At 44.0% G+C, this 15,989-nt stretch carries 18 protein-coding genes and 1 rRNA gene; 3 read left to right on the top strand and 16 right to left on the bottom strand.

What is annotated here, in order from left to right; genetic code table 11:
• Window positions 1–24: 24 nt before the first annotated feature.
• From mgtE to K360_RS0110295, 15 genes are all read right to left on the bottom strand, one after another.
• Window positions 25–1,380, bottom strand: coding sequence for a magnesium transporter (gene mgtE, locus K360_RS0110225; protein WP_024823047.1), 1,356 nt, complete (start codon window positions 1,378–1,380; stop codon window positions 25–27).
• 285 nt (window positions 1,381–1,665) lie between these two features.
• Window positions 1,666–2,061 (bottom strand): 30S ribosomal protein S9, encoded by a 396-nt coding sequence (gene rpsI / locus K360_RS0110230; RefSeq protein WP_024823048.1) that lies wholly within the window; start codon window positions 2,059–2,061, stop codon window positions 1,666–1,668.
• Between the two features lie 30 nt (window positions 2,062–2,091).
• On the bottom strand, window positions 2,092–2,523 hold the full coding sequence (gene rplM / locus K360_RS0110235) for a 50S ribosomal protein L13 (RefSeq protein WP_024823049.1): 432 nt from the start codon (window positions 2,521–2,523) through the stop codon (window positions 2,092–2,094).
• A gap of 170 nt (window positions 2,524–2,693) precedes the next feature.
• Window positions 2,694–3,737: a nicotinate phosphoribosyltransferase gene (locus K360_RS0110240; RefSeq protein WP_024823050.1), complete on the bottom strand. Its 1,044-nt coding sequence runs from the start codon at window positions 3,735–3,737 to the stop codon at window positions 2,694–2,696.
• A gap of 12 nt (window positions 3,738–3,749) precedes the next feature.
• Entirely contained in the window at window positions 3,750–3,980 is a 231-nt protein-coding gene (secG, locus tag K360_RS0110245; protein WP_024823051.1) for a preprotein translocase subunit SecG, read from the bottom strand.
• A gap of 52 nt (window positions 3,981–4,032) precedes the next feature.
• Complete coding sequence (gene rdgB, locus K360_RS11385) at window positions 4,033–4,626, bottom strand: RdgB/HAM1 family non-canonical purine NTP pyrophosphatase (protein WP_024823052.1); 594 nt, start codon at window positions 4,624–4,626, stop codon at window positions 4,033–4,035.
• Window positions 4,586–5,371, bottom strand: coding sequence for a ribonuclease PH (rph, locus tag K360_RS11390; RefSeq protein ID WP_024823053.1), 786 nt, complete (start codon window positions 5,369–5,371; stop codon window positions 4,586–4,588). The genes rdgB and rph overlap by 41 nt, the downstream gene beginning before the upstream one ends.
• A 23-nt stretch (window positions 5,372–5,394) precedes the next feature.
• Entirely contained in the window at window positions 5,395–6,108 is a 714-nt protein-coding gene (locus tag K360_RS0110260) for a GerMN domain-containing protein (RefSeq protein ID WP_024823054.1), read from the bottom strand.
• A 40-nt stretch (window positions 6,109–6,148) separates the two neighbouring features.
• Window positions 6,149–7,744, bottom strand: coding sequence for an N-acetylmuramoyl-L-alanine amidase family protein (locus tag K360_RS11145; RefSeq protein WP_169728673.1), 1,596 nt, complete (start codon window positions 7,742–7,744; stop codon window positions 6,149–6,151).
• 88 nt (window positions 7,745–7,832) lie between these two features.
• Window positions 7,833–9,191, bottom strand: a complete 1,359-nt coding sequence (locus K360_RS0110270; RefSeq protein WP_051461170.1) for a TldD/PmbA family protein — start codon at window positions 9,189–9,191, stop codon at window positions 7,833–7,835.
• Window positions 9,191–10,228, bottom strand: a complete 1,038-nt coding sequence (gene ltaE, locus K360_RS0110275) for a low-specificity L-threonine aldolase (protein WP_024823057.1) — start codon at window positions 10,226–10,228, stop codon at window positions 9,191–9,193. Before ltaE ends, K360_RS0110270 begins: the two co-directional genes overlap by 1 nt.
• A gap of 79 nt (window positions 10,229–10,307) precedes the next feature.
• On the bottom strand, window positions 10,308–11,135 hold the full coding sequence (locus tag K360_RS0110280; protein ID WP_024823058.1) for a PHP domain-containing protein: 828 nt from the start codon (window positions 11,133–11,135) through the stop codon (window positions 10,308–10,310).
• A 7-nt stretch (window positions 11,136–11,142) separates the two neighbouring features.
• Window positions 11,143–11,661, bottom strand: coding sequence for a chemotaxis protein CheW (locus K360_RS0110285; protein ID WP_024823059.1), 519 nt, complete (start codon window positions 11,659–11,661; stop codon window positions 11,143–11,145).
• A 19-nt stretch (window positions 11,662–11,680) separates the two neighbouring features.
• Entirely contained in the window at window positions 11,681–12,199 is a 519-nt protein-coding gene (locus tag K360_RS0110290) for a YfcE family phosphodiesterase (RefSeq protein WP_024823060.1), read from the bottom strand.
• A 7-nt stretch (window positions 12,200–12,206) separates the two neighbouring features.
• Complete coding sequence (locus K360_RS0110295; protein WP_024823061.1) at window positions 12,207–13,241, bottom strand: hypothetical protein; 1,035 nt, start codon at window positions 13,239–13,241, stop codon at window positions 12,207–12,209.
• 172 nt (window positions 13,242–13,413) lie between these two features.
• Between K360_RS0110295 and K360_RS0110300 the strand changes: the two genes are divergently transcribed.
• The 3 genes from K360_RS0110300 to K360_RS0110310 are packed head-to-tail and all read left to right on the top strand — an operon-like array spanning window position 13,414 to window position 15,772.
• The gene (locus K360_RS0110300; RefSeq protein WP_024823062.1) at window positions 13,414–13,782 is read left to right on the top strand and encodes a hypothetical protein; all 369 of its coding nucleotides are present in this window, start codon (window positions 13,414–13,416) and stop codon (window positions 13,780–13,782) included.
• Between the two features lie 21 nt (window positions 13,783–13,803).
• Window positions 13,804–14,559: a beta/alpha barrel domain-containing protein gene (locus K360_RS0110305; RefSeq protein WP_024823063.1), complete on the top strand. Its 756-nt coding sequence runs from the start codon at window positions 13,804–13,806 to the stop codon at window positions 14,557–14,559.
• Between the two features lie 25 nt (window positions 14,560–14,584).
• Window positions 14,585–15,772: a GGDEF domain-containing protein gene (locus K360_RS0110310; RefSeq protein ID WP_169728674.1), complete on the top strand. Its 1,188-nt coding sequence runs from the start codon at window positions 14,585–14,587 to the stop codon at window positions 15,770–15,772.
• A gap of 120 nt (window positions 15,773–15,892) precedes the next feature.
• On the opposite strand, the gene rrf is transcribed toward K360_RS0110310, so the two are convergent.
• Window positions 15,893–15,989: ribosomal RNA gene (rrf, locus tag K360_RS11150) — 5S ribosomal RNA — on the bottom strand; the annotation flags it as partial.

Below are 15,989 nucleotides of genomic sequence, written 5' to 3' on the forward strand. Positions count from 1 at the left end.
CCCTGCGAAGAGATCTATTCTTTTTTAAAGCGGTAAGGAAAGAATGCGACGTGCGATTTCAAAATAGACAATCAGACCAAAAACATCAACGATGGTTGTAATGAAGGGGCCCGACATAATAGCTGGGTCAACTTTCACCAGCCGTGCTATAAACGGCAATAGGGTTCCTGCTAAATTACCAAGGAGGACCACGGCTATAATAGAAATTGCAACCGTAATGGCCACGCCGCTCCCAGCATTAAGCATATAGGCTCTGCCTATGCCAAAAATGGCGAGAGTACCCCCAAGAAGAATTCCCGTTACTACTTCTCTTAAAACAACTCTCCAAATATCCTTCCATTCAATATGGCCCAGTGTAATTCCACGAATAACAAGTGTGGAAGCCTGCGTACCAGCATTTCCGCCAGTATCAATAAGGAGAGGGACAAAAAAAGTCAACGTCACCACGCTTTGGATAGCGAGAGTATATCGTTGCAAAACAGTCGTAGTAAGAGTCTCAGTTAATATACAAATAAACAACCATACAAACCGCTTTCGAGCTACAGTAAAAACACTAGCATCAAGGTAATCTTCTTCCACTGGTTGAATACCAGCCATACGTTCGAAGTCTTCTGTCGCTTCTTCTTCTACTATGTCGAGGACGTCATCAAACGTAATAATTCCTACAAGCCGTTTTTCCGTATCTACAACAGGAACAGCTTGCAGGTCGTACTTTGACATAACTTGTGCTACTTCTTCCTGATCTGTAGTAGTTATAACATAAATAGGTTCGTCCATAAGAGACGATAAGAGGGTCTGAGGTTTTGCCATAATCAAGGATTCCAGATCTACAACCCCTTTAAGTTGACGCTGTCCGTTAACTACAAAGCACGTGTAAATAGTTTCTTTACTCCTAGCATTTTTACGGATCCTGTCTATAGCTTCTTCAGTGGTCATTCCCTCTTTTAAATCAATATACTCAGGAGTCATTATTCGTCCTGCCGAACCGTCAGGGTAATTTAGTAAGGCATTAGCCACTGTTCTTTCTTCAGGAGAAAGGCGAAGAAGAAGTTTTTTCACGGTTTTTGCGGGCAATTCATCAAATAAGGCCGTACGATCATCATCAGACATCTCTTCTATAATGACTGATACTTCAGAGTCTGTGAAGTGAGCAAGCATTTCTTCGCGCTCCGCTCCCTCCATAAATTCGAAAACTTCAATAGCCAAATCTTTTGGAAGAAGTCGAAAAATAAAGACCCGTTCTACCGGAGACTTTTCGCTAATAATTTCAGCAATGTCTGCCGGTTCCATGTCACTGAGAAGATCTTTTAAATTTTTAAATTTTTTCGTTTGGAAAAGTTTATCGATACTTTCATGGTACTTCCGCTGTAAGTCTTCCATTGGCGTCTCCCCCTTTGCTTTTTGAGATAATAAAGGGTGAGGATCAAGTCACACCCGACAGGCGTCGGATGCTTCTCAGACCTGAGGTCAGGGGTAGAAGACTGACTCGACGCCGTTTAAAAAATTAAAGAAAAGAAGTTATTTTTGTTACACGATAAAGGGACAGTACCACTATCCATGTTTTTCTCCTTTAAAAATTTCCTTTTCATTGAAAAAAGAAACATACGGGGCAAGAAACATAAGCCTGCCCCGTATCGTATGTAATACTCCAATAGAGTCGCGAAACTAACGCTTCGAGAACTGTCTCTGTCCCCGAGCGCCCTTCTGGCCAAACTTCTTTCTCTCTACCATACGAGGGTCGCGAGTTAGGAGGCCAGCTTTTTTTAACGCAGGGCGAAGCTCTGGATTCAATTTCAAAAGAGCTCTGGCAATCCCAAGACAAACAGCACCGGACTGCCCTGTCAAGCCACCCCCATTAGCACGGACGAAGACATTGACCTTGCCTTCAACTCCGGCAGTTTTGAGTGGCTGCAAAGCATGTGTCTGCCAAACCTGACGTGGGAAATAATCTTCCACTGTTCTTTCGTTAATCTGTATAGTTCCATCACCCGGACAAATTCTTACACGAGCGATAGCATTTTTACGTCTTCCAGTTCCCCAAAAATAGGAAGGAGCTACCATTCTTGTTCCTCCTTTCTCGAAAAATCGGTTTTAAAACTCCAGCGGCTTAGGCTGCTGGGCAGAATGAGGATGATTCGGACCTGCATAGACTTTCAACTTCTTATGCATCTTCAGACGGGTCTTCGGGAGCATCCCCTTCACAACCATTTCCAAAAGCCGCTCGGGCTTTTTTTCAAGTATCTCGCCATATGTCTGGCTCTTCAGTCCACCAGAGTATCCAGTGTGACGATATCGCTTTTCATTCTGGCGTTTATTACCTGTCAACTTAACTTTCTCCGCATTAATTATAACAACGAAATCCCCACAATCTACATGAGGAGTATAGGTGGCTTTATGTTTTCCCATAAGGACTTGAGCTACCTGAGAAGCTAAACGTCCTAATGGCTTATCGGTGGCATCCACTACATACCACTCACGCACAACTTTCTCGCGAGTAGCCATGTAAGTACGATTGCTCGCCATGCTTATTTCCTCCTTTACATTAACAACTAAAGATATTTATTTTTCTAAAATACCTCTCCAGCCTTAGAGAAATAACTTCTTCGAGTGCATCTTAGGAATGTGTGGCGGCATTCCCTTCCCGAAACAATTACTTCCTTTTCTTGGCGAGATATTCTATTCGCAAACCTATGCTATTGTACACGTATTAGGCGGGGATTTTCAATCATTCCTGGCAATCTTCCCCTTTTAGCTACAGGAACACCATCCACAACCTTCAAATCCATAGTCATATCTCTCGGTGCACCATGAGTGATATAGCTTCCCACACCAAAACTGTCAACTCCCGCCTCAGAAAGAACACGAATTCGATCGGGAGTAAGACCTCCGGAAGCAATAATTCGCACATGGGTAAAGCCTGCGAGATTGAGACGATACCGAACCTCTTTCACTAACTCAACAGTAACGCCGCCTCTTTCTCCAGGAGTATCGAGACGAACACCAAAAAGACGATCGCCCAGTGCTTTTGCTACTCGAAGAGATTCTTCTGCTTCATCTTTAAACGTATCTACGAGTACAATACGAGCTTCTTTTTCAGGCACTTCAGCATCGTACACCTTGGCCAACTCCACAGTATCTCCCATGATCAGCACTGCGGCATGAGGGACCGTACCGGTAGGCTCAAGATTTGCCAGTTTCGCACCCAACATGCAGCTAGCCCCTGTACAACCTCCTACAACAACGGCCGCTCTTTCCATAACTGAAGCTATGGCTGGATGAACATGTCGAGCACCAAAACATAAAACAGGTTTTCCCTCTGCAGCCTCTACACACTGTCGAGCCGCAGTTGCCCATCCACTTGAGCTCGCTAAAAATCCAAGTAAAACTGTTTCATATAATCCGAACTCAGAATAAGAACCTCTAATTCTCATAACGACATCTTTGGGTGCAAAAGGGTCTCCCTCTTGCAATGCATATACAGCAACTTTTTTATCTTTCAGGACTTGCATCGCCTCAGGCAAACCAGCAAAGACTCCATGACTACGAGCAAAAAACTCCGCGACTACAGGAGTATGCAGTTTCCCAGCCCGACGAAGCACATCCCTTGTTTTCAAAAAATATACATCTGATGTGAGACCGCTCAGAATTTCCTCGTGAGTGGCACTAAACAAACGGTCGGAACGAACCTGAACAGAGGAAAGATCCTCAAGGGAATCGAGGTTCCCGTTTTTTGTCATATCCATTCTCCTTTATTTCGACATCATAACAAGGATAAACGAAGACAGCATAAAGAGACTCGTCAAAACAACGGTAAGTTTTGTAAGAGCGCTGAGACGCTGCCACTGGCTTCCTCCAAAATCGGCCTGCGTCCCCCCGCCAAAGAAGCCGGAAAATCCACCTTCTTTTCGCTGCTGAAGAAGCACAGCTCCCATTAAAGCAATACTTAATATGATATGAACAACGCCAAGGACTACTTTCATCTTCTACACCCCCCTGTACGGTAAACCTCAGGAATCCAGACAATAGGTTATTTTACCATATTTGCCGCTGAAGGATATGTACCAATTGATAAGATGCTATTGCCCGATGAGAAATTCGAGCTTTTATTTCAGGAGGAAGTTCTGCAAAAGTCTGCGTATAGCCCATTGGGATAAAAAGGGGGTCGTATCCAAACCCACCTGTTCCAGAAACTCTCCAGGTTATATTGCCCCAACACTCCCCTTCTGTAAGCCAAACCTGCCCTTCCTCAGGCAGACAGAGCGCAAAAGCCGCTACATATTTTGCCACCCGGTCATCTTTCCCCTCTAAAACCTGTAAAAGCCATTGGTTCCGTTGAGAAGATGTAGGAGCTATTCGAGCTGAGCGTATTCCAGGACTCCAATTCAACGCTCGCACCTCTAAACCGCTATCATCAGCTAAAGCCGGAAGTCCGCAACAATCAGCCCAGCTTCGCGCCTTGAGAAAAGCATTCCCCATATAGGTCTGAGCGGTTTCTTCCACATCAAGAGACGCATAACTGGGACCAAATACAAGCCTTATTTTTAAAGGAGCAAGAAGTTCGGCAACTTCATTATATTTATTTTTATTACCGCTCGCAAATATAATCGTTTTTCCCAACGCAGGCATGTCGCTCCTCCGAGGTAATAGATAGTGCTCGGGCTTGAATATCCATAATTTTATAAATTCCTTGTTCTACAATATCGAGCATGGAGTTGAGTTCCGATCTAGCAAAAGTCCCTTGCTCTCCAGTTCCCTGAATTTCCACAAGCTCTCCCTTGCTATTCATCACTACGTTACAATCTACTTCGGCAGAGCTATCCTCTTCGTAGCAAAGATCCAAACATACTGTCCCATGAATTTTCCCTGCGCTCACAGCTGCTAAAAAAGAGCGTATAGGTATGGATTCAATAATTCCGTTCCTCCATAATTTTCGCAGCGCATCAAAAAGAGCCACAAAGGATCCGGAGATAGCAGCTGTTCGGGTTCCCCCATCTGCCTGAATTACATCGCAATCAAGCCATATCATGCGTTCCCCAAGAAGAGAAAGGTCTACTGACGATCGCAGGGCCCTCCCTATAAGCCTTTGTATTTCACAACTACGCCCATTAACACCGCCACGAGTCGTGCTTCGGAACGTTCTCTGTGCTGTAGCTCGAGGCAACATGGCATATTCAGCACTAACCCACCCCTGCCCCGTTCCCCGTAAAAAAGAAGGAACTTTTTCTTCTACTGAAGCGGTGCATATAACTTTCGTTTCGCCGAAGCAGGCAAGGACTGAACCTTCAGCATATCGAGTATAGTTTCTTAGAAAGCTTATGGAGCGCAACTCACCAATTCGACGGCCATCTCTCCGTAATTCCCGCTCTTCCATACTACATTTGCACCTCGAATATTTTAAGATTTCAATTCCCAAGGAACGGAAAGATTTACAGATGCCCCACTCTGGGGAACTTTCCCCTCCACAAGAAAACGCACTTTAGTAACGGGTGAAAAATTTTCTTTCACCGTTCTCACAATACCAGTAATAAAAAGAGTACTCGTCTCCTGCCCCAACGTATTCAAAGCGGAAAGGAAAGCAGAATTCATGTCAAGATATGCCGTATCTCCGTTACGGAAAACGTGTAAGACGGTCCCCCCACGGAAAGGTTCTCCACACTCCTCCATAATCTTTTGGGTTACATGCTGAATATCCTCTTCCATAAGACTAGAAACAACCACTATTTTTTTCTGCACTATCTCCCCGCTCATCGGAACATATATAGGGAAAGAAACCTTACGCCCAGAAACTCCTTCAGAAGTGAGGGCCTGAGAAATCTCTTCCCTGTTTTGCACTACATCAGCTTGGGTTATGACTTTTTTCTTATTCAGAAACTTGACAGCAAAAGACGTCCCCCAATATCCTATCCCAAAAAACAAGAGAATAAGAGCACTCCAAGCGATAAAACGATAGACAATAGGCGCTTTTTTCGGCGCATCATCATCTGCAAAACGCCGCCCCCGCCGAGAACGAGCTTTTGGTTGAGAGAAGCCACTATCCACATCTACGTTACGGCGTATCATTAAATCATCTTCAAAATCATCTTCGAATTGTTCTCGTTTTCGAACCATTTCTCTAGCGCATTAAGCGCCGCACCTCCTTTCTCAACCTCTATCTTCCTTTTAAGTACGCTGCTACTCCTCTCGCTATGGCATCGGCAAACTGTTGTTGGAAGGAAGAAGAAGCAAGCCTTTTGGCTTCGCTTTTTTCTGTTAGAAACCCCGTCTCAATAAGCACGGCTGGCATGGAAGCCCCCCGAAGGACAAAGAAAGGCGCCTGAGCAACCCGACGCATATTGAGGCCCTGTTTTTTCCCGGCATTAAATAAATACTCAGCCACATCCGTGCTTTCGCTTATCTTCGCATTCTGTTGCATGTTCCCTAGAATATTTAATAGCATTTTCGTCTTCTGGTCTACCTGGGCCGCACTTTCAGAACCATTCTCTCCTGTTAATTCCCTATTTTCGATAAGAGCCAGTTCCATGGCATCTTTATCTGTTGGCAAGGCCATAATATAAATCTCCGTACCAGAAGCATGACGTCCCTTGGGAAGAGCGTTTGCGTGGACGCTAATAAACATATCAGCTTGCCACTGATTAGCAAGGTCTGTACGTTCCCGTAACTTAAGGTATACGTCATTCTCTCTCGTGAGACGGACATTAAATCCTAGTTTTTTTATACGCTCTGCTAGGCACAAAGCAAATTGAAGGTTAAGATCCTTTTCTCGCAATCCATTCGCCATGGCGCCCGGGTCTTTCCCCCCATGCCCTGGATCAATTACAACCAATTTTTTTTCCAAACTTCCTGCCTTTTCACCCGTTATTGGGGGAAGAGGCCGTTGTTCTGCTATGACCTTCTGAGGTTTATCCTGTGCCTGAGGTCTTTCGTTTACAGGGGAACTCGCTTTCTTACTACTTCGATAAAAATCGACAACAAGACGGGGTGGCGCTGAAAGAGCAAAAGTTTTTTGGCTACCCCCCATTTGGGATCCAAGAGAAATTTTACAACTATCTTTCGCCGTCTCTACATTTACAGTTATTTCTTTTGGAAACGGAGACACTAACTGAGCAGTAGCAACCTCCGAAGTAGTGAAAGAGACGAAAACCGTATTGCCTTTCTCTAAAATTTCTGGAGGCACAGTTCCTTCATAATCAAAAACAACCCTCGTTTTTTCATCATATTGCCCCCATCGAACAGCCTGTAAGACACAGGGGGCCGACGGGGAGAGATCAATCATAGGAGGGGAAGGAACCTCCTCAACTTGAGTTTGAGCCCCCCTCTGAAGCTGTTGAGAGGTAATTGAAGCTGATGTTGAACTAGAGCTCATATCTGCGTTTCCTCTCTCTCCCTGCCGAGAGGAAGGGCATCCATCCAGGCTTGAACCACACCATGAAAGTTGAGATGAAGACCCACTATTTTGAAGGAGCCCCTGAAGAATATTCAGTGCCGATTGAGATTCTACCCACCACTGGTTATTGTCAAGGATGGCTGGCGCTGCCATAGGCATAAGTTGTACATCTAACCATACTGCCGCTGCTTTATGAACAATTTGGAGTTTAGATCTTCCTTGAGAAACAATAAGAGTGTCGTCCTTGTGGGTCATAGAAAGATTTAAAAGACGCCCCATAGTCCCTATGGACACCATAGTCAGCCTTCCTTGCGTACGAGTTGGAACTTCTCCGACTGTCTTCCCCTCTACTGCAAGCACCCAAGGCCGCTCCTCTGCAAACAAATTCTCGCAAGAGAATAGGGCTACACATACACTCACACATAAAAAAAGGAGAAGAAAAAGTAAATTAAAGTCCTGCCGCCGTAACATCTTCTACCACCACTGTACACCCTCCCGTATCTCCCCAGAATAAAAGATCATTGCCTATGCATACAATTTTTTTAAGAAAATCTAAAAGGTTCCCGGCAATAGTCATACCAGATACAGGAAAAGAGAGTTCCCCATTATGCAAGGCAACCCCTTTTATTCCTAAAGAAAAATCCCCGCTCACCGGATTAACTGTATGAAGCCCTAATAAGTCCATAATATAAATCCCGTTTCTGACAGAGCAAAAAATATCTTCCTGTGACAACGTCCCTGGCTCAATATAAATATTTGAAACGTCCACGTCTGGAACAGAAGAAAAGCTTCGAGCTCCATTACCAGTAGAGGGGACTCCATCTTTAAGGCCGTATTTAAGATTATATAAGAAGTTTTTTATAACCCCTTTTTCCATTAGAACCGTACGTTGACAGGGAACCCCCTCTCCATCGAAAGGAGCGGTCCCCAATTTTTTAGGCATAAGGCCATCATCAGTAATAGTAAGGAGAGAACTTGCTTCTTGTTTCCCTAATTTCCCTTTATAAAGAGACATATTTTTATGAACATTTGAAGCAAGAAAAAGCTCTCCGATAACTGAGAGGAAAGAAGCAGAAACTTCCGGTGAAAGGATAAGGGTATACTTTCCCGTTTTTAAAGGCTTCCCTCCTAAAATATACGCTGTCTGTGTTACCGCCTCTTCTACAATACGACTGAGCGGAAGATCGCTAAGGAAGCGGCAGCTTTCTCCATATCCTCCCATTTCCAAATTAACGCCATCGCTCATAACAAGACTCAATCCTGCAGAAACGCTGGTTCCGTTATACCAGCCTCGTATTCCTGTAGAGGACATATAAAAACTTTTCCCTATGCTGTCGTACCAAGAAGCGCTTCGTATCGACAAAATCCGCTTGTCTTTTGAACTCGCTTCCTGGGACATATAAAGACAGGACTCCTGTCGTTGTTCTGGGGTGATAGAAGAAACAGCCTCATCTTCCAGCTTCAGATCGTCCCTGTAAGAGGGCTTTTGTTCATAAAGAGTAACCCATGGATCTGGTTCGGAACTACAACAGTTAGCCCAGCTCCACGATACCAAGTTCTCAAAAGATGCGGGGTCAAGGACATTCATATGCGCAACACCTTGTCGACCGTCCGCATCTATGACTCGCAATCCTATCCCCATAAAAAAGCCCGTTCTGTTTTGTTCCGGTTTACCATCTCGCAAAGATAAAGAGCTACTTTTTCCTGAATAAAAAAGGATATCCGCTCCTTTCGCGCCTCTATTCAGAGCCTTTTCTATCAGAGAAAAAGCACTATTTTCCACATAGTTAGAGTTGGGAAATTCCATTATATTTTTCGCACCTCTTCAACAATAATTTCAGCACCGCGTAGAGCTTGCTCCTGAGAGACATCGAGGTGAGTAACAAGTCGCAGCCGACGAGCCCCCATAGCAGTAAAGTAAACTCCACGTTCAGCACAACTCTGAATAAGACTATGGGCATCTGGACCTTGCTCTGGCAACGAGAAAAAGACCATATTAGTTTGTCTTCCTTTACGTTCTACATTAAGCCCAGCTTCTTCTAGAACTGACGCTATAAGCTGTGCATGTTTATGATCATCAGCTAATCGCTCTATGTTATGCTCAAGAGCATACAGTCCAGCCGCTGCAACAATTCCAGCTTGGCGCATGCCTCCCCCTAGTTTCTTCCGCCAATGTCGTGCCTTGTCAATGAAAGCCTTTGAAGCACATATCATACTACCTATAGGAGCCCCGAGCCCTTTAGAGAGACAAATTTGAACCGAATCTACCAAAGAACTAAAAGCCTTTATATCTACTCCCCAAGCCAACGCCGCATTAAAAAGTCGGGCCCCATCCAGATGTATAGGCAAATGAATCTCACGAGCCTGTTTCACAACATTCTCAAAACTTTCTACAGGAACAGCCACTCCCCCGCACTTATTATGAGTATTTTCAAGACATAGCAACTTTGCAGGCGAATGGTGTACATTTCTAGGGAGACAAAGAGCTGTAATTTCCTGCGGAGACAGAATTCCAGAACTATCATCTGCTAAGAGTGGGAAAAGCCCGCCTAAGGCAGACATTCCACCCCCTTCATAATTATATATATGAGAGAGAGCCCCGAGTATGACCCCGTCGCCTCGTCCGCAATGAGTTAAGAGCGAGGTGAGATTTCCCATAGTTCCAGAAGCCACAAACAGAGCTTCTTCTTTTCCTGTTATTTCTGCTGTTTTTTCCTCTAAGCGACGCACTGTCGGATCTTCTCCATATACGTCATCACCGACTTCAGCTTCATACATAGCACGGCGCATCTCTTCGCTAGGTTTTGTCACGGTATCGCTCTTGAAATCGATAGGGAACAACATCAGATTCTCCTCCTTACAAAATCTAGTTCTCTTTTCTATTTATCATCTACAATATCATTATATAAAAGGGAGAAAGACGTTAGAGTGATATTCCAAGTCGCGCCCAGGGCAAAAACCCCTCGTTCACAGGAATTCCCATAGAAATACTGGGACGATTCGCACCATGATAGTCGGTCCCTGCCGTGGGGAAAAGCCCCATCTCATCCGCTATCCGAAGAAACTGGAAAATCTGCCCTGAGGAATGATGGGGGGTAATGCATTCCAACCCCCAAAGCCCTTTTTCTTTTAAGCGCCTGAGAATATCTACAAGCTCTCCATTATCATCTGTAGTTTGGGTAGGATGAGCTAAAACGGCTACCCCTCCAGCCTCTTGAATGATCTCAATACACAGGCTGGGAGAAAGTCTATACCGCGGCACATATGCGGGAGCGCCACGCCCCAAATAGCGTTCAAAAGCTGCCGACATACTCTGAACATATCCTTTTTTTATTAACACACGAGCAACATGAGGGCGAGCAACAACTTCTCCTTTCGCCTCTGCCTCCACCTCTTCAATAGATATTGACACTCCTAAATCTGTCAATTTACGACAAATTTTACTGTTTCGCTCGTTTCGTCCCTCCCGAAGCTCCTTCATATGTTTCTGAAATACTGCAGATTGAGGCTCAAAACGATATCCAAGAATATGCATTACTCCATTGAAATCAGCTGATAGCTCCACTCCTGAAATACCCCTTACGCCTCTCTGGCGACAAGCATCTAAGAAGGTCTCAACACCTTCCGTAGTATCATGGTCTGTAAGGCTGGCAACAGAAATGCCCCTACCCTTCGCTTTCGATACCAGCTCTTTCGGAGAAAGTGTTCCATCAGAAGAGGTGCTATGGAGGTGCAAGTCTATGAGGATCATTTCAATCTTATCCTGCTACTTCCTCTGTCTCTTCTGCTATCACTTCATCTAAATCAAAAAGAGTCACCAAATCTAATAGGACCACCAATCGTCCACCATTCTGTTTCACGACTCCAAGAAGATATTTTCGTTCCATACTCGTATTGAGCTGCGATCCCTGTTCAATTTGAGAATCATATACAGTACAAACCTCTCGAACGGAATCCACCAATAAGCCAAACTGTATGTCTCGCCAAGAAACAACAACTATCCTTGAATCCTCTGTGAGCTCCTTGGATGTTAGCCCCATCTTTAACTCCATATCGAAGACGGGAACTATAGTGCCTCTCAAATTAATAACGCCACGAATATACGCTGGGGCGTTGGGAACTCTCGTAATAACTGGCGGGACCCTGACTATCTCCTTCACTTCATTAACGCCAAGAGCAAATTCTTCTCCGTCAAGAGAAAAAACCAGGATAATATGTTCCTCTCCAGTCCCCTCTATTTCTTCTACGGTAACACTTCGCTTCTCAGCCACTTCCATGTTTGGACTCCTCCTTAACCTACCATTCTTCTCTATGTAAAAGCTGACCTTCAAGAGTAACTATACGTATTTCATTTTCCTCTATTATAGCCACACTTGCCGGATCTCGCCCTCTAGGTAATGCAGCACTTCCAGGATTCAAGAAAAAGGTATAGCCTTCCCGGACTAAAGAACCTATGTGAGTATGGCCTGTCACTACAAGATCAGCATTGGCTAGAAGCGCTAGCTTTCGGACTTGGGAGAAGTTGTTCCCGTGGCTTACAAGAATCATTCTCCCTTGCCACCATACTGTTACATACGGGGAGAGTATAGGCCAACGAAGCTCCTCCTGATCTCTTGGGAAATCACTATTCCCCTTTGCTATAAGGACAGGTACTGACGAAGCATTTATACATTGAGCCAAACCTGTATTCAAATTGCTTTTTAAAACATCTCCGGCATGGAGGATGGCATCAATGTTCCCCCATATATTCAATGCTTTTTCCCAGGCATCCGCATGTCCGTGGGTATCAGCTATCACTCCAAGACGTGAAAACACTGTTACCTCACCTCCCCATAGAATCAACTACAGCGAGAACATCTCTTAATAACGCAAAGGCTGCCGGACGGCTTCCTGCTCCTGCCCCTTCTATACATATTTCTCCCATGGTATCTGTACAAAAAAGAGCCCCATTTGTTACTCCATAGAGGGTGACCAATGGGTGATTCGCAGGCAAAGGAGTGGGTGCCACCTCTATATGGCAAGCTCCCCCTTGCTTATCTATCTTCGATAAAAGCCTAACGACGCCCCCACGAGTACGTGTCTTACTTAACATTTCCGGGGTAACATCTCGAATGCCCTTGACTGAAACCATTTCTCTTGTAAAACGAGGAGCGCCCATAATAGCTTGAGCTACGATCATCGCCTTATACGCTGAATCCCAACCATCTATATCAATGCTGGGATCTGGTTCTGCATAACCTCGCCGTTGGGCATCAAGAAGAGCATCATCAAGGGTGGACCCCTGCCGCATTAACTCTAATATGTAGTTACACGTTCCGTTCAGAACCCCTTCAAAAGAAAGAACTTGGCTTGCAGGGAGGCCATGACGCACAAGAGAAAAGAGAGGTGTGCCACACATAACAGTACCTTCAAAGAGAAAAAAACATCCTTTCTCTCGGGCAAGAGAGGAGAGATGATGATACCAAAGAGCTACGGGAGATTTATTGCATGTCACTACCGATTTTCCTCTTAAAAGAGCTTTCTCCATATATGTTCTCGCTGGTTCCCCTGTTTCAAGACTTGAAAAAGTAGTATCTACGAGGACATCATACACTCCATTAACAATAAGATCATCTAACGGGAGGGGATGAGAAACAACTCCTCCATCTATTCGGCCTGTCATTTCCTCTACCTTCAAAATAGAAGAAATATCAAGCCCTTCTGGAGAATAAACATTTCCTCTTCTTCGAGTAGCAATACTATTGATCTGAATGGAGCAGTCAAATTCTGAGGCTAAGACGTATCGTTTTCTTTCAAGCAAAGTACAAAATTCCCTGCCAACATTCCCAAACCCAAGAAGGAGTATGGTTAGCTTCATATATATTCCTCCGGAGCCTCTGAAATCATTATACTTTTAAGAGCAATGTTGTTTCATTTTATCACTTTCTAAACAATTACGTCTTCTGGGTGTTCGTCTAAATAGCCGTCTTGTTGTATTATTGTTAAATAGAAACTTGTATGATTTTTATTTATTGGTGAGGTGAATAGAGTTGGATCAATCTCTCTCGCAAGAACTTGTTTTGAAAGAACTAAAAAGTCTCATCGAGTCCTCTTCTCTTGTTACTGCTAGGCTCATAGAATCTGTATCCATGAACTCCCAGCTTGCTTCTTCAATTACTCCAGAAATGCAATATATGTTTCATCAGTGGATAGATCTGATCGCTAAAGATGTTCTCAGATCTTTCGACGATTATGGAACTATAAACATCCGTAAAGTTGCATCTGAAATGGGGATATCGGAATCTACAGTCCTATCGCTTGTGCTCTATCTGCATAGGCAGGGGACCTTGTCTATAGAAAATATAACTGCTTGTAAAAGTGATGGTGAAAACAGAGAAATATGCCACTGCCTCCGATAAAATAAAAAATGAGGTGATACTATGGCAACTGATATAGAACTGCTCTCAGAAAAAGCACGACGAAAAGCTGCTTTAGCAGAAGCTGGATTAGAAAAGTCTGCCTCTTTCGAAAGCCTTTTCAAAAGCATGGGATTTGCATGTTTTTCGGAAAATTTACACCTTGAGCAGATGAGGACATGGCTCCATCTATGCATTCAAAATCATATTACAAAGCTTTTTGTCCCCATGATTCTTCTTCCTGTTATTTCAAAATTCCTAAACAGCGACCATATTAACATTAACCTAGGAACTATCATCGACTATCCTTTCCCCAATCTTCCCTCTGATCTCAAAATTTCAGCTATAAAATGGGCTCGAACACAAGGAGCGAAAACCATTATCGTCACAATGCAAAGCGGCGTAATTCGAGATCCTAACATCAGAAACAATTTCCGCGAAGCCTTATCCACGTACAAAAAAAATGTGCCGGCCCATTTTCCTCTTTATATCGCTTTCAATTCTTCCTTACTATCAGAAGAAGAAATTATTACTCTTGCCCGTCATGCTGAAATGGGCGGTGCCTCTGGTATATACAGTATTGCTCAACGAAAAAATCCAACAATCCTACGGAATATAGCTCTCCTTCGCTCCGCTACTCCGGATAACATACATATTGGAATCATAGGAAACATTCGCTCTTGGCAGGAAACAGAGACATTAGGAACGGTTGGAGCCGAGAGGATTATTTCTTCCTGCCCTCCCCATGAATTCCGATATCCATTTTTCCCCAACTATTAATTCTAGGGAAGAAAGAAGAGGAGACATGAAAGAAAACACATCTTCCCGTTCGTGGAAGAAAATATTGGTACCGCAAATTCTTTCCATTCTCATTATTTTTATACTCTACAGCACAAGAAATTCTTTTAGATATGGCACTATAATTCCCTTATGGGGCTTTCTTCTCTTAAGCTACGTGGCAGGAGATATATCTTATATTATCTTAACAAATAGACAAGGAAATAGCAGCGCTATGTGGGGACACCAATTCCTTATACAGGGAATCCTTATTATAGGGTGTAGCATTGTGTTAGGACATCATCCTATTATTGCATGGAGTGGCGTTACAGTGGCTATTGTAGGTTTTATTTTATTATCATATAACTATTGCCTTGCTCTTTCCACGTTTTCTCCTCAACAACAGTCATTCTCTTCAAGCGACCTACAAGAAAATGAAACGCAAGAAGAAGCTGCTGCTTCTTCTACAAAAATGTTCTTTCACTCCTTCCCGTTACCAATCCTCGTGGAAGAAAATGGAGAAATACATGGCAACATTGCAGCACAAAACATACTGCCTCCCCTTGACACTTTGCCTTGCCCTTTTGAAAAATTTATAAAGACTCAGTCGCCTATACCTACCATCCTCCCCCTTCCTTCTGGCAAATGGGCTGTGAGCAGCAGAGAAAGCCAGGGAATAAAAGGATATATTCTGTCTCCTTTAAACGAGAATGGAAATGACGTTAAAACACTGGAAATTGTGGACAGGCGAACAGGTCTCTTTTCTAGGGAATACGCTGATCTAAGGAGTCAACAAGAACTCGCCAGATCCTATCGTTACCGCCGTTGGCTTTCTTTTATTTTGCTAAAATTTGCTATAAACGATCCAGGGAAACTCATCAATGAAAAAATGGAGCAAGAGCTATTCGTAAAATTCTGTTCCAAACTCCAACAGAACGTACGGTCTACTGACCTTGTATTTCAGTTTGAGGAGGACAAAATACTCATCCTTATGCCAGAAACTCCACGAGATGGGATAAAAAGTTTTGCCAGCCGAATACTTGATGCAGGGAGTACTCTTTTTGAGAATATAGAGGAACCCCCTTTGCCTCAATGTTGCAAAGCAAAACTGCGCATTGGAAGCGTGTTCGTAAGTGGCAACGAAAAGGTAGAATATGCCGACATTCTGTCTTCACTCGAAAGCTCTCTTGTGTCGCAGGTCAAGGAAGAGTATTAGGGAGAGGCGTTACATTGTTACACTCTGGATGAGACTGGATGAGATTTATGTTTTTGCTGGTGTGGTGTGTGAAATACCAGCGGATGAAGGCATGATGCAAGCATAAAAATAAAAAAAGATCCCTGGCGGCGACCTACTCTCCCACAGATAGCCTCTGCAGTACCATGGGCGCTGGAGGGCTTAACTTCCGGGTTCGGCATGGAACCGGGTGTAACTC

This window comes from Aminobacterium mobile DSM 12262 (genome assembly GCF_000526395.1).
In the GTDB taxonomy this organism is placed as follows: domain Bacteria; phylum Synergistota; class Synergistia; order Synergistales; family Aminobacteriaceae; genus Aminobacterium; species Aminobacterium mobile.

Excerpts from the sequence above, each read along its gene's own strand:
- mgtE (WP_024823047.1), bottom strand. The coding sequence starts at position 1,380 with ATGGAAGACTTACAGCGGAAGTACCATGAAAGTATCGATAAACTTTTC.
- rpsI (WP_024823048.1), bottom strand. The coding sequence starts at position 2,061 with ATGGTAGCTCCTTCCTATTTTTGGGGAACTGGAAGACGTAAAAATGCT.
- rplM (WP_024823049.1), bottom strand. The coding sequence starts at position 2,523 with ATGGCGAGCAATCGTACTTACATGGCTACTCGCGAGAAAGTTGTGCGT.
- K360_RS0110240 (WP_024823050.1), bottom strand. The coding sequence starts at position 3,737 with ATGACAAAAAACGGGAACCTCGATTCCCTTGAGGATCTTTCCTCTGTT.
- secG (WP_024823051.1), bottom strand. The coding sequence starts at position 3,980 with ATGAAAGTAGTCCTTGGCGTTGTTCATATCATATTAAGTATTGCTTTA.
- rdgB (WP_024823052.1), bottom strand. The coding sequence starts at position 4,626 with ATGCCTGCGTTGGGAAAAACGATTATATTTGCGAGCGGTAATAAAAAT.
- rph (WP_024823053.1), bottom strand. The coding sequence starts at position 5,371 with ATGGAAGAGCGGGAATTACGGAGAGATGGCCGTCGAATTGGTGAGTTG.
- K360_RS0110260 (WP_024823054.1), bottom strand. The coding sequence starts at position 6,108 with ATGGTTCGAAAACGAGAACAATTCGAAGATGATTTTGAAGATGATTTA.
- K360_RS0110270 (WP_051461170.1), bottom strand. The coding sequence starts at position 9,191 with ATGGAATTTCCCAACTCTAACTATGTGGAAAATAGTGCTTTTTCTCTG.
- ltaE (WP_024823057.1), bottom strand. The coding sequence starts at position 10,228 with ATGTTGTTCCCTATCGATTTCAAGAGCGATACCGTGACAAAACCTAGC.
- K360_RS0110280 (WP_024823058.1), bottom strand. The coding sequence starts at position 11,135 with ATGATCCTCATAGACTTGCACCTCCATAGCACCTCTTCTGATGGAACA.
- K360_RS0110285 (WP_024823059.1), bottom strand. The coding sequence starts at position 11,661 with ATGGAAGTGGCTGAGAAGCGAAGTGTTACCGTAGAAGAAATAGAGGGG.
- K360_RS0110295 (WP_024823061.1), bottom strand. The coding sequence starts at position 13,241 with ATGAAGCTAACCATACTCCTTCTTGGGTTTGGGAATGTTGGCAGGGAA.
- K360_RS0110305 (WP_024823063.1), top strand. The coding sequence starts at position 13,804 with ATGGCAACTGATATAGAACTGCTCTCAGAAAAAGCACGACGAAAAGCT.
- K360_RS0110310 (WP_169728674.1), top strand. The coding sequence starts at position 14,585 with ATGAAAGAAAACACATCTTCCCGTTCGTGGAAGAAAATATTGGTACCG.